A 12,889-nucleotide genomic window follows, 5' to 3' on the forward strand; every position below is an offset into this window, starting at 1 on the left:
TTTTAAGCATAAAAAAGACAAAAACAACTCCTGTCGTTTTTGTCCTTTATTATTCTGCTGGACAATAGATCAGCAAAATCCTGAAAATCAGCTTTTTTAATCACCGCTAAATATAGCAAATAAATAGCTAACTGTCAACCTCTTCACCTTGAAGCAACCAGCTTGTTTTTGCTAATCGGTTCAATGTCAAATTTGAGCTTATCATGGTTGCAGCCAATCTTGAGGAGGTCACCAGACTTAAGCTCGCCCTTAATTAATAAGGAAGCAATCTTGTCCTCCATGTCAGACTCAATTGCCCGACGTAGCGGCCTGGCCCCCATCTCTGGGTTGTAACCATCCTTAGCAATCTTATCAAGCGCAGCTCGAGATATCTTTAGTTGAATGCCAAGCTTGTGCAGGCGGTCAATTAACTTCCGGGTCAACAAAGTCACAATCTGACGCAATTGCTTGTGGTCCAATTCATCAAAAATAATGGATTCATCCACCCGATTCAAGAATTCAGGCCGGAAGAACTGTTTCAATGCTTGTTGCACCCGCTCTTGGCGCAATTTGGTCTGACTGGTGTGATCAGCCGCAAAGCCAACCGCCTTAGTTTCAAAGAGTGACCGCGAACCCAGGTTAGAGGTCATAATGACAATCGTATTCTTAAAGTCCACTTTACGGCCTTTGGAATCAGTCAAAAAGCCATCATCAAGCACCTGCAACAACAAGTTAAAGACATCTGGGTGAGCTTTTTCCACCTCATCGAGCAGAACTACTGAATAAGGATGACGCCGAACTTGTTCGGACAGTTGACCGCCTTCGTCGTAACCAACATAACCAGGAGCTGAACCAATTAACTTGCTACTAGCAACCTGGTCCATGTATTCAGACATGTCAATTCTGATTAGATTGTTTTCGGAACCAAAAATGGCCGCGGCAATTGCCTTGGCGAGTTCTGTCTTACCGACACCGGTCGGACCCAAGAAGAGGAAGGAGCCAATCGGCCGATTCTCATCCTTGATGCCACTACGGCTACGGCGAACAGCTCGACTAACAGCGGATACGGCCTTATCTTGACCAATGATCCGCCGGTGCAAGTCTCCTTCTAAGTTAGCCAACTGCTTGGTCTCGTTCCGGTTCATTTGCGTTACCGGTACTCCAGTCCAGTTAGAGACAACTTTAGCAATATCTTCAGGTTGCACCGCTGACTTGCCAATCGCCGAATTCTCTAAGCGGTCTGCCAACTTATCTTGACGTAATTGCAAGCTATTCTGCTTATCCTGCAGCTCGGCCGCCTTCACGAAGTTTTGATTGACGGCCGCCTGATTCTTCTGTTCAATCACCTTTTTAAGTTGCTCATTTAGCTGAACCAATTGATTGTTTGAACCACGGCCAGACTTAATCTTCACAGCCGCACTGGCCTCATCAATCAAGTCAATAGCCTTATCGGGCAAGTAACGGTTAGTAATATAGCGGCTTGACAGGTCAATGGCATTCTTCAAGGCCGCTTCCGAAATATTGACGTGGTGGAAGTGCTCGTACTTGGACTTTAAACCGGTTAAAATTGCCAGGGATTCTGCCCGTGACGGCTCATTCAGCCGGACAATCTGAAAGCGGCGCGCCAGCGCCTGATCCTTTTCCACGTATTTTTGGTACTCATCAAAGGTAGTAGCGCCAATCATTTGGATGTCGCCCCGGGCTAGCGACGGCTTCAAAATATTTGCTGCATCAATTGAACCCTCAGCACCACCAGCTCCGATTAAGGTGTGCATCTCATCCACAAAGAGAATGATACTACCGTCTTCAGTGATTTCTTTGATAATTTTCTTTAAGCGATCTTCAAACTCGCCGCGATATTTAGTCCCTGCAACTAGTCCGCCCAAGTCCAATGAAACCACCTGCTTGTCCAACAAGTCGTAGGGAACTTGTTTATTAACGATTGCAGTTGCAATAGCTTCGGCTACAGCTGTCTTACCAACACCAGGCTCACCAATCAAGACAGGATTATTCTTATTACGCCGCGACAGAATTTCAATTACCCGCGCTACTTCACGATCGCGCCCGATCACAGGATCGATTCGGCCATTTTCTGCACGTTCATTCAGGTTGACTGAAACCTGGTCAAGCGTCGGCGTAGCACTTTGAGCAGCTACACCACCATCGTCAGGTCCGCCATAATTCGACCAGCCATCTTCACTTTGATTGCTGCTCCCCATTGCCTCATCTTCACCCAAGCTATGAAAGATATCGTTACGTAAGCCATCCAAATCAATATTTAAGTTGCGTAAAATAACGGTCGCCAAAACCTGTTCATTGAGCAGCAGACCCAGCAAAATGTGACAGGTCCTAATTTTAGCTGATCCTTCACGTTCAGCCAGAGTACCCGCATAAGCCAAAACCATGCTAAGACGCGGTGACATCTCCATGTAGCTGGTCTTGCCTGCCGAACCGTAGCCGGTATAACGCTCAATTTCTTCACGAATTGTCTTTGGTGTTGCGCCCCAAGCTCGCAAATCTTTGCCCGCTTCGCCATCAGACTCAATAACCATTGCTAGTAGCACGTGTTCAGTACCAATCAAGCGATGGTGAAACGCTTGCGCTTGCTCACGAGCAATCTCTAAAACTTGATTTGCGCTCGTAGTATAAGATTTTTTCATCATAGCACCACCTTTAAAAATAATGTGTTTCCACTATAAACTTTTTGGCTAAATTGTAAAATATTCCGGCTCCACTAGCCGGGACTTTTTGGCCCAAAACATTGCCACCATTATAGCAAAGACTACCTCCTGACGCTAATTTTCCTCCTTTTAGCATGTTTAATAAAGTAAAAAGCTGGTAGCTGACCTGTCGTCGACGTCAAGTTAGCTGGTTACTTATAAAGTAATTAATCATGCAAGGCCAATCTAGGTAACTTTTAAGAGAAACAGAAACCAATTTTTTAAATCTTTTTCATCGGGGTATAAATTTAAATTATTTATCAAAAAAGCCACCCAAAGGTGACTTTCTAATTTATATTGTCTGAATAAAACTAAACAACTACTTCTGCTTAAGATATTGTTCGTAGAGATAATTATCTTGTGCAACAAATTCCAGTGTTAATATGTCATTGATATTGGTTGGTTCTTTACTGATTTCGTCAGTTGTGTCAAATTCATAATCTTTGCAATACGATTCTTCGTCAATCATTACTTTTTGTTCATCAACTGAAACAACTCTTCCAGTTTTATAAAGGTCACTTTTTTCATCCGTAATCGATACATAAAAGCCATTGTCATAGCAATATTTCAATATTGCATTAATACTTTGTTTAGGCATTTCTTGATATATTTTTTCTAGATTTAGCGGGTCAAAATTATTATGCTTTTTTTGATACGCTATATAAAAATCAAACATTTTAGTGTAATTATCTTCACATTCTAGTCTTTCGATATTTGTTTTCTTACACAAAGTGTAAACCAGTAAAGTGCCATTATCATCAATAATTTGAAAAATATAGTATTGTCCTAAATCAGCAACCATGTAGCCTAATGTAAAGGTGCCATTTGATTGGGATTTGCCAAACTTTTCTATTAAAATATCCTTATTAAGATAATTGTTCCAATCTTTTCTCTTAATTATCATAAATAAACTCCTCTATTTGTTTTGCTTCCAGCTTTTTTCAATTTTTTCTTTTCTAGTTTATGTTTTTGTCTTTGACCTCTTTGATGTTTGGTTTTTTACTATTTCTCGCATTAGTCCTATGTTCCTTCTTACTTAATATTTTTTAAGTTTCTATAACTAGGTATTAATTATCTGCTTTTTTTACAGTTCGACGATTTAAAAAAACAAGAATAAATAATATGGTTATTATCGCTAAAATTATTATTACAACTTCAACTTGCCCATCCCAAGCACCATACAAAATAAGATTATACAGACAGTTCAAAACAGAACAACTAAAAAAGCCCACCGCAAAAAGCTCTACATTTAATTTACTAAAAATAGCAATTGCTTGGAAAATACAAGCAATAATTAATAATAGACCACCAATGACGTATATTAGACTAAATGTTCTAAATTCAAAGATTACATTACCGATTTCTCCGACTTCATTAAATAAAAGCCAAAATCCCAATAAGACTCCTAAACTATCTAAAATAGCTGATACAATTTTTATCATTTTCATAATTAATACCTCGTTACTTTACAAATATATTTAGGTACAAAAGAACCAACGAAATTTTCGATTAATCCATGAGGCGTAACAATATGTGGTATACCACGGTAATTGGTCAATGCTGACTTTGTTGCTCCCCACCAATAAGCTAAATATACATATTTAGAACAATACGAGGGACTCTTATGATACAAGTTTATCATATATGATGGATTAGTTTTCCGATACTTGTAATTGTAGGCATAGGTAGCAGCTTTATTTGCATAAGCTGTATGAAATTTTATTCGATAAACAACCACATTTTTTTGACCTCCAGAATTTCTTCTAAAAAAAGTCGCTTTGCTGGTATGAGTTGAAATCTTTTTCCCTGGCATTTCCAAAGCATATTTTGATGAAGTGGCAATTGCTGCGTGACCCATCATAGAATTAGTGATATTCCTACCAAAATATCTCCCACTTTCATCTATAGCCTGAATGAGCAGCAACACTGCCACCTGTACCCTCTTTGATAAGCAATACGAAATTGATTTGATGAACTCCTCCTACTGGCTTTAGCCGCATTTACACTTTTTTGGAGCACTAAAGTTAAGAAACAGTGTAATCCAATTATTAGACTCAAAAATTTCAACATTTATATAATAATCTAGCAAAAACCTTTTTTTATTTATTATTGTGGGCGGCAAGTTTATTGGTGTTTATTCAGGTAACGCAATAAATAATTATCAGTTAGTATTTTTTTGATTTCTCGTATGTTAAAGTTATTTAGTTAAAAAATATATTATCGATTTGATAAGCACTTATTCAGAAAGTGAGAAATTACATGTTTTATGGTTTAGAAGACCCAATAGATTGGATTGTTGTTTTAATTATTAACGCAGGATTATGGACAGCTGCAACATATGTTTTATGGAACAAAGTTACACTATGGATTGCAAAAGACATGTTCAATAAAGAATTGCCTGAAGGGACATGGAAACATGCATTTGTTGCAGGATTAGTGTTAATGTTCTTCATGATTGTTTTAAGGTATTACTAGATAGCAAGTCCGACGATCGGGCTTTTTTACATAATACACACCATCTAATATGGCTTATTTCAGCCCTCTAAACGTCTTCAATCAGCTAAACATAATCTACCAACAGCGATAATAAAAAGGCATATTACCCGCCCTGCTCTTCTTTAGTCCCGTTCTTAGACAGAACATTTTTAATATAGAAGTTTACAAACCGTTTGACACTCCTTGAAGTTGCCTTTAAATCAGCGTTTCTACTATCTTTCATAACTCCCCCACATTAAATATCTAAGGTTAGCCCACTTGCACGTATACTTAAAAACATGAAGTTTTTTAACCGATTGGGGCCAATTTCAGAAAAGTGGAAAAAACAAAAATGCCTTCATACCAACGCTTTAAGCCGTTAGTACAAAGGCAAAATTCTCAAAATCGGGAAAACAGGATTCGAACCTGCGACCTCTACGTCCCGAACGTAGCGCTCTACCAAGCTGAGCTATTTCCCGTTCAATAAAAAACCCACCGCTTACGGTGGGTTTTTAGATAGAGCGGAAGACGGGATTCGAACCCGCGACCCCCACCATGGCAAGGTGATGTTCTACCACTGAACTACTTCCGCAAGACAGGTATTATTATAGCAAACCAAGTTGAATTTGCAACTACTTTTGTCAAATAATTCAAAAAATATCGGTATGGGCAATAAGACAAGGCTTATCAATGTTAGGCAGTGCAAGCTGAATGACTTTGTCAGACTTGACGCTTTCTGCCAAGAAAAGCTATTATTTACCTACACGATACCGATTTTATCAAGGAGCAGAACATGCAGACAGCTATCGAACAACTCGCCCAATCGTCCGACCAAGACTTGCGCTTCACTGACGCACAAGTCAACTTTATGCTCAAGAATGTAGGTAATCTTGATCCGCACCTACGCGATAAACTGGTCTATACCCTGTTTGCTCGCGGCTTTAATCTTGATGCCTTTACTTCCCAGCAAGTGGAAACAATTATTGCAACCTTTATCAAGGAACAAAACTTATTTAAGGGGATAGGCCAACCCCAAAACGACTTGGTTTTCTTGCGCACTTTTAGTGCGCTACTGGGTGGATTAATTATAGACAAGGACAGCAAGCAGGCAATCCTAGCGGATAAACAGCGGCAACTCCTATTTGATTGGAGTATTGCTTATTTAAACCAAGAAAAAGACTACCGCGGCTTCGTCCCTGGCAAGGGCTGGGCTCACGCCGTAGCCCACGGCAGTGACTTTCTAAGTGCCACACTCAGTCATCAAAAGTTCACCTGTACTAATGAAGACGAGCTTTTTACTCTAATCAAAACGATTTGGCACAACATGCAAGCGCCCTTCATTGATGATGAAGAGCAGCGCATCGCCTCTGCCTTTTATCTGGGCGTTCATGCTGGAAATGTCACTTCTGCTGGATTCACACGTTTTGTCTGCCAGTTCGATACAAGCCTGAACCAGGAGATTGACTGGGCTAAGCAGGTCGACTGGTACCGCCTCTCCAGTTGGCAACGACTTTTACAGAATTGGTACTTTTTCTTTTCGCAAGATGAAGAAATCCGTACTGTCTTAAACGCGAAAATCATGACCTACTATACCCAAATGGGTTATCAAGTTGACTAGTGACTTTTGTTAGCTGCTAAAATCAGCTTAAGCACATAAAGTCCCAAAGTCGTTTGGCTTTGGAACTTTATTCAAGCATTATTTTTTACATCATCTGCCGTATTTATTGGCTGCAGTTGGTTGCCATAGCTGTATTTTACAGTTGAGTTGCGATTTCTTTTGCACCTTTCTCGGCAACAGGAACTGTCTGCGTGATTTTACTAGGATCAGGTCTATTCCAGTTTACCAATACTTCTTGAAGTTCGACAGTTCTGTAGCGTAGCTGCTCAGCTCAAATTGGGCGTAATTTCAATATTTTCATCCGCCAGCTTAATAACGTAATCGCATTGCTGCCAGACTGCCGGGTCGTGCGTGGCAATCACAATCGTGGCCGCTGGATCAAAGCTTGTTAGAAGGGACTTGATTACCATTTGTCCGTTCTCTGCATCAAGCGAGCCCGTTGGTTCATCAGCGAAAATTACCTTGGGGTTCTTTAACATTATGCGCGCTAGCGCCACCCGTTGCTGCTCGCCGCCACTTAAGGTGTAGACCTTTTGTTGCAGGGACAAGTAATCAAGTCCTACTTGTCTCAGGGCTGCCTGCAGCTTGCTATCTCTTGCCGCTTTAGCTAGCTTCTGATTAGCTAAGCCCAGGCGCAGGTTCTGCTTAACTGTCTCCGTGTCAATTAAGGCGAAGTTTTGAAACAGAAAACCACAATATTCGCGGTAGAGCTTCCACTGGTTTTTGGGTTTAACGCTTAAGTCATCAATCCATACTGTACCGGTGGTCGCCTCTTCTAAGCCGCTTAAGACGTTGAGCAAGGTTGTTTTACCTGTACCACTCTTGCCCACAATGGCATAGCTCTTGCCAGTCTCCAGCCTGCAATTAATCTCTGCCAAAATCGTTTTTTCTTTGAATTTTTTGGTCAGGTGTTCTACTTTAATCATTTTGATAGCTCCTAATTTCCGTGGTTGAGGGTAGTTAATAAATTATGCTCTGCTCGCCGCCAGGTCAGTAAGATCACTAGCGCCTCGATTAGCAGGTAAATTAGCGCCCCTGGCAATAAAGACAGGGCCTGCAGCTTGGCTAAGACCAGGGCCATGATCACCAAGTCTAGCCCTAGATTCGCAAGTAAGAATAGCCCCACCAATCTGGCATTAGACTTGCCAAAGACCCGGTAGATTGCCATTCGGCGCCGCTGACTCTGCAAGAAGGTTGAACTAACGAAGACGATAATGAACAAGAGCTGCAAGAATGACAATACCGCCGTGAGGGTCAACATGAGCAGCTGCTTTCTAGCCCTAGTCTGGTATTTTGCTAGCAGTGCTTTTTGACTAGTAATACCCGTAACATAAGGAGACAAGCCTAGCTGCTTAACTAATCGCTTAAGCAGTTTAATATTTGGAAATCGAACCATTTTTTGACTAATCGTTGCCAAATAAAAGTTATCTGATAACAACTTATCATTCACAAGGACAATCAAGGGATCAGTCGAGATTGCCGCTAAAATATCATTATAGCTAATTGTATAATTAAAAATCCTTTGACCACTAGCAATGGGAACAATCTCAATTGGCGGCAGCTTTTTTCTTTCTTTATGGTAGTAATTGGGTAAGGTATTTTGAAAATTAATTAACCTTTTTAGTTGCTTTTTAGCCTGTTTTACTTGGCCTAGGCGGTCTTGCGGGACATAGACGACCATCTTATTGTTGGCATTTTTAATCTGCTTAGACTTGAGCTCACTCTTCTTGATAAAGTCATTATTGGCAATAATTACATTGCCATTTTCAGGATCCGTATCTCGCACAGGTGGATAATATAGTTGAGAATTACGTGTAACTATCACCCCTGGTGTTTGCACTACTAACTGGTGGGCCATTTTACCTACTTGCTTCTCTTCGCGCCCATCTTGAGTTTGCCAATTAATCTCGAGTTGATAACCGCCTTTTTGTGATTGCACCTCTTTAATTATATTGGTGTCCCTAGTATAAATCCTACTGTGGTTAGTTAAAGAAATGCCATTAGCCATAATCAAGGCTAGCAAAAGTACTTTCAAGGTATAGCCAATCAGTAAAAAGGGGCGCGTATTTTCTGCGCCCTTGATTGCCGCATAAGGATCAATTAAGACTAAAACAAGATAAGATAAAGCATTAAGGCAGAAAAAACCCAACAATACTATTAACAACAGGGCTAAAGCATAGGGCAAAAAGAAGAACCAACCGCTAGACGTGAAGGTAACTAATCCCCAAACAACCATTACTATCGTAATTATGCCTAGAGCTAAACTTAATAATGGCAATTCGTCTTTTAAATCCGACTTGATTATCTGCCGGTTGCTTAAACCATTAATCTTCATGACGGCGTAGGCCTTGAAACGGTAGACCTTCTCTAGGACCATTACAATAAATAAGATGCCGATAATACCAAGAAAGACAATTAGATTGTCTTGAGAAAGATTAGACAAAAGCAGCTGCAGGAAAGTTTGCGGTGATAGGGAGATATCCGCAGCTCGGACCTTTAATCCGTGTGCACGAAGTTCCGCAAGCAACTGTCCTAGAGTATCATTATTTGCATTGGTACAATAAATTCCTTTAGTATCTTCTAACTGTAACTCTTTATCCGTGAGTTGTTTAATGGTCTCGCCTTGATAAAGTGAGTAGTTGCTAGTCTTGCCCCCAAAGTCATAAACTATTTTGCTTTGGTGACCGTTAAACTTATTGATACGTAATTTAACCAAAGAAATATTTTCGTCCCCAGCGAATTTTTTTAATTCATTAAAAAAAGGCTTTTTACTAATTTTTTGGGTGACCTCTTTACTAGTAAGTTCTTTCCTCCATTTGTTAAGCAGCTTGGTGTTCCACCCAGCAACTTCCACAATAGTACTGTTATGCGGAATCGAGTTATTATCATATTCACGAACCAGTCCAGCAAATAATGCGATTGCAGCAAGAGTAATTAGTGAGTAAAGGATGATTTTTAGTTTACGCAACATCTGTAAAACCTCATCTTATAACAAAAACTCACGATTAAATTTGTATCGTGAGCTTAAGTAATATTAATTAATCCACATTATAAAACATAGCGTTTCCCAACTTAGCTTTGGGAGCGGACGCTCTTGATTGTGTACCTTTTTGCCGCCAGCCACTACTGATAGTATCAGCAAAATATCCTGGTCTTACAGATGATTTATGCAACCTACGTTTATGTTGGTAATATGACCAAACATACGTACTGCCGACACCGTAATTCCACATGCCACCCTCTCTTTTTTTAGATGCCCGCAAATTTAAGCTGTCATTATCCACAGTTCCTGAATGCACCTCTTTGGGAGTTGACCCAAGCGTAGGAACGATTGCTATGCCAAAAAGAACAACTAAAGTTACACCAGCAACAATTTTATTTAATTTATTCATAACATTTCTCTTCCCAACTACAAAATAATCTTTATATTAAGGATGATAACCCAACTTTTTTGAAGAAATCCCAAACTAGCATATTTACTACTTTTAGCGTAAATATGCTAGTTTTAACCAATGAATAGGTCAATATCTTATTTATTTTCTGCTAGAAAGTCCTCAAGTCCTCTGCTGTATTTACTCATACCTGACTGGTCAACATTGCGAATAACGTCGCGGCATTGGTCCAAATATTTTTTTCTGATTTTTCACGGTAATTCAACAAACTAGTAAAAAACAATAGCAAATTCTTGTAAAAGTATATTTCCGGCGTGGTTGCAAATGCTTGGGCCCTGTTAGCAAAGAATTTCGCTTCTTGATAACGCTTCTCCTTAATACAAAAAATCAACATGTTAATTACTATTCCCAAAACATATTTTTGGCTAGATATTGAATCATTGTCTTTAACTTGTTCAAGCACACGTTTGGCAATGACTAAATTATCGTCCAAGCTATAAAAAACTATACATTTGCAGTAGAGGTTAAGAGTTTCTGTATCAAAATTATCAACAACAAAGATTCGTTCTTTTAGTTTTTCTAGAGTAGCGGTATTAATGCTAGTATAATCATCATCAATGATGGCCAAGTAGATATCAATCAGCATTAGGTGATCTTCATTATTCAACAAATCGCTGTGGACAATTTTATCGTAGAGCTTGAGCAAGTCAGCTTTTGCCCCGCTATAATACGCCTTGTTAATAGCAAGATATAGTGCCTGTTCTTCTTTGCTTATGCGGTAATCATGTGGATCAAGCTGTTCAAAAAACTTTATTACCGAAATTTTATTTGCATGCAATAGCCTAATCAGATCTTCTGCCGAAATTCTGTTTAGTCCTCTTTCTACACGTGCATAAAAAGACGGACTGAGTGCAGTTCCCGCCCATTCTTTTTTAGTTTTTGCTTGCGTTAAACGATACTTTCTTAGTAATTCACCGATGGTCATTTTCCTACACCTCATGACGTTATTTGCTAACCCCAGTTTAACTGATTGCTAATAATAATGACAGCTAAACTTAATGTGCTTAAAGATAAGCAACATTAATAGCGCTTGCTTTTAATAAAAAATTATACAAAAAAAGAGACCTCAGTCTCTTTTTTGTTAGCTAGCCAATCAGCTAGTATTACTTGTTTTTGTGTTCCAGATCTGCTTGCACTTCGCGTTCGATATCTTCAATCTTCTCAGGACGCATCGTCGGAAAGAGCAAGACGTCACGGATTGCTGGCGCATCAGTCAAGAGCATGACCAGACGGTCGATCCCAATTCCAAGGCCGCCAGTTGGTGGCATACCATATTCCATAGCCCGCAGATAGTCCTCATCAATCATATCTGCTTCATCATTTCCAGCTTCACGCTCAACCATCTGTGCCTCGAAACGCTCACGTTGATCGTCTGGATCATTGAGCTCAGAGAAGGCATTGCCATACTCTTCACCCATGATGTAGATCTCAAAGCGGTCAGTGAAGCGAGGATCATCAGCGTTCTTTTTCGCTAACGGAGAAATCTCTACTGGGTGACCGTAGACAAAGGTCGGGTCAACGATTGTTTCTTCACAATACTTCTCAAAGAAGGCATCAATGATGTGGCCTACGTTCCAAAAACTTTCAACCTGAATCTTATGATCGCGGGCTACTTGTGTTGCCTCTTCCAGACTCATCTGCTGCCAAAAATCAACACCCGTCTTTTCCTTAATGAGGTCGACCATATGCACGCGCCTAAACGGCTTACCCAGGTCAATCTCAGTTCCCTGGTAAGTAACCTTACCATCGTCAGTAACAACGCTGGCGGCAGCGCGGATGATTCCCTCGGCCTCATCCATCACGTCGTGGAAATCCCAGTATGCAGCATAAGTTTCCAACTCGGTGAATTCTGGATTATGGTGGGTATCTAGTCCTTCATTTCTGAAGACCCGGCCAATCTCGTAAACCCGTTCCATGTCACCTACAATTAGCCGCTTAAGTGGCAGCTCAAGGGCAATTCTCATGTAAAGGTCAATGTCGAGAGCATTGTGGTGGGAAATAAAGGGACGAGCTTCAGCCCCGCCTGGAATATTGTGCAAAACAGGGGTTTCGACTTCCAAGAAATCTTTGTCATTCAGGAAGTCCCTGATTGCCTGAATAATCTTGGTCCGATGAACAAAACGCTCGTAACTAGCCCGGTTAGAAATCAGATCAAGGTAACGTTGGCGGTAGATCTGCTCGACATCTTTCAGGCCATGATACTTATCTGGCAGGGGCCGCAAGGCCTTCGACAAGAAGGTAATGTGTTGGGCACGAAGCGTCAATTCACCCGTGTCTGTCTTCATGACTTCGCCTTCAATGCCCAAGAAGTCACCGATATCAGCTTTTTTGAAAATCTGATAGTTTTCTTCGCCAACCATATCCTTACGCACATAAATCTGCACTTTGCCTGTACGGTCATAAAGATCAGCAAAACCGACCTTACCCTTGCCCCTTTTTGCCAGCATTCTGCCGGCAATCTTGGTTTTAGGCAATTCCGCGTTCAACTCATCCTTGTCTTCACCAAGATATTTTTCATTCAAGGTACGAGCTAGGTCTTGCCGGTCAAACTTCCTCATGCCAAAAGGTTCAATGCCCTTTTCCCGCAGCTCTTCCATTTTTTGGCGGCGAACAATCAATTGGTCGTTCATTTCATTTTTAGCCAC

General features: G+C 40.5%; 11 protein-coding genes and 2 tRNA genes. 2 read left to right on the forward strand and 11 right to left on the reverse strand.

The annotated features are described in order from the left end of the window. Window positions 1-143 precede the first annotated feature (143 nt). From R8389_RS06175 to R8389_RS06190, 4 genes are all read right to left on the reverse strand, one after another. Complete coding sequence (locus R8389_RS06175) at window positions 144-2,639, reverse strand: ATP-dependent Clp protease ATP-binding subunit (RefSeq protein ID WP_317638258.1); 2,496 nt, start codon at window positions 2,637-2,639, stop codon at window positions 144-146. A 379-nt stretch (window positions 2,640-3,018) separates the two neighbouring features. Next, window positions 3,019-3,603: a hypothetical protein gene (locus R8389_RS06180; RefSeq protein ID WP_317637157.1), complete on the reverse strand. Its 585-nt coding sequence runs from the start codon at window positions 3,601-3,603 to the stop codon at window positions 3,019-3,021. 163 nt (window positions 3,604-3,766) lie between these two features. Continuing rightward, entirely contained in the window at window positions 3,767-4,147 is a 381-nt protein-coding gene (locus tag R8389_RS06185) for a hypothetical protein (protein WP_317637158.1), read from the reverse strand. Window positions 4,148-4,149: 2 nt separating this feature from the next. After that, window positions 4,150-4,632, reverse strand: a complete 483-nt coding sequence (locus R8389_RS06190; protein ID WP_317637159.1) for a hypothetical protein — start codon at window positions 4,630-4,632, stop codon at window positions 4,150-4,152. A gap of 326 nt (window positions 4,633-4,958) precedes the next feature. Between R8389_RS06190 and R8389_RS06195 the strand changes: the two genes are divergently transcribed. Further along, complete coding sequence (locus R8389_RS06195; protein ID WP_317637160.1) at window positions 4,959-5,174, forward strand: hypothetical protein; 216 nt, start codon at window positions 4,959-4,961, stop codon at window positions 5,172-5,174. A gap of 405 nt (window positions 5,175-5,579) precedes the next feature. On the opposite strand, the gene R8389_RS06200 is transcribed toward R8389_RS06195, so the two are convergent. Together R8389_RS06200 and R8389_RS06205 are read right to left on the reverse strand one after the other, a co-directional pair. Next, window positions 5,580-5,653: transfer RNA gene (locus tag R8389_RS06200), tRNA-Pro, on the reverse strand. Window positions 5,654-5,694: 41 nt separating this feature from the next. After that, window positions 5,695-5,766, reverse strand: a tRNA-Gly gene (locus R8389_RS06205). Window positions 5,767-5,967: 201 nt separating this feature from the next. On the opposite strand from R8389_RS06205, the gene R8389_RS06210 reads away from it, so the two are divergent. Continuing rightward, window positions 5,968-6,792, forward strand: a complete 825-nt coding sequence (locus R8389_RS06210; RefSeq protein WP_317637161.1) for a DUF2785 domain-containing protein — start codon at window positions 5,968-5,970, stop codon at window positions 6,790-6,792. Between the two features lie 266 nt (window positions 6,793-7,058). Here the strand turns inward: R8389_RS06210 and R8389_RS06215 are convergent, their stop codons facing one another. The 5 genes from R8389_RS06215 to lysS form a co-directional block, all read right to left on the reverse strand. After that, on the reverse strand, window positions 7,059-7,718 hold the full coding sequence (locus R8389_RS06215) for an ATP-binding cassette domain-containing protein (protein WP_317637162.1): 660 nt from the start codon (window positions 7,716-7,718) through the stop codon (window positions 7,059-7,061). A gap of 11 nt (window positions 7,719-7,729) precedes the next feature. After that, window positions 7,730-9,763, reverse strand: coding sequence for a hypothetical protein (locus tag R8389_RS06220; protein WP_317637163.1), 2,034 nt, complete (start codon window positions 9,761-9,763; stop codon window positions 7,730-7,732). A gap of 67 nt (window positions 9,764-9,830) precedes the next feature. Then, entirely contained in the window at window positions 9,831-10,184 is a 354-nt protein-coding gene (locus R8389_RS06225; RefSeq protein ID WP_317637164.1) for a lactococcin 972 family bacteriocin, read from the reverse strand. A gap of 184 nt (window positions 10,185-10,368) precedes the next feature. Next, on the reverse strand, window positions 10,369-11,169 hold the full coding sequence (locus R8389_RS06230; protein ID WP_317637165.1) for a helix-turn-helix domain-containing protein: 801 nt from the start codon (window positions 11,167-11,169) through the stop codon (window positions 10,369-10,371). 178 nt (window positions 11,170-11,347) lie between these two features. Then, window positions 11,348-12,889, reverse strand: a complete 1,542-nt coding sequence (gene lysS / locus R8389_RS06235; RefSeq protein WP_317637166.1) for a lysine--tRNA ligase — start codon at window positions 12,887-12,889, stop codon at window positions 11,348-11,350.

The sequence above is a fragment of the Lactobacillus xylocopicola genome (assembly GCF_033096005.1).
GTDB classification, from domain to species: domain Bacteria; phylum Bacillota; class Bacilli; order Lactobacillales; family Lactobacillaceae; genus Lactobacillus; species Lactobacillus xylocopicola.

Bases quoted from the DNA above. Each gene is read 5' to 3' on its own strand.
- R8389_RS06225 (WP_317637164.1), bottom strand. From the start codon at position 10,184: ATGAATAAATTAAATAAAATTGTTGCTGGTGTAACTTTAGTTGTTCTT.
- R8389_RS06215 (WP_317637162.1), bottom strand. From the start codon at position 7,718: ATGATTAAAGTAGAACACCTGACCAAAAAATTCAAAGAAAAAACGATT.
- R8389_RS06175 (WP_317638258.1), bottom strand. From the start codon at position 2,639: ATGAAAAAATCTTATACTACGAGCGCAAATCAAGTTTTAGAGATTGCT.
- R8389_RS06185 (WP_317637158.1), bottom strand. From the start codon at position 4,147: ATGAAAATGATAAAAATTGTATCAGCTATTTTAGATAGTTTAGGAGTC.
- R8389_RS06195 (WP_317637160.1), top strand. From the start codon at position 4,959: ATGTTTTATGGTTTAGAAGACCCAATAGATTGGATTGTTGTTTTAATT.
- R8389_RS06220 (WP_317637163.1), bottom strand. From the start codon at position 9,763: ATGTTGCGTAAACTAAAAATCATCCTTTACTCACTAATTACTCTTGCT.
- R8389_RS06210 (WP_317637161.1), top strand. From the start codon at position 5,968: ATGCAGACAGCTATCGAACAACTCGCCCAATCGTCCGACCAAGACTTG.
- R8389_RS06180 (WP_317637157.1), bottom strand. From the start codon at position 3,603: ATGATAATTAAGAGAAAAGATTGGAACAATTATCTTAATAAGGATATT.
- R8389_RS06230 (WP_317637165.1), bottom strand. From the start codon at position 11,169: ATGACCATCGGTGAATTACTAAGAAAGTATCGTTTAACGCAAGCAAAA.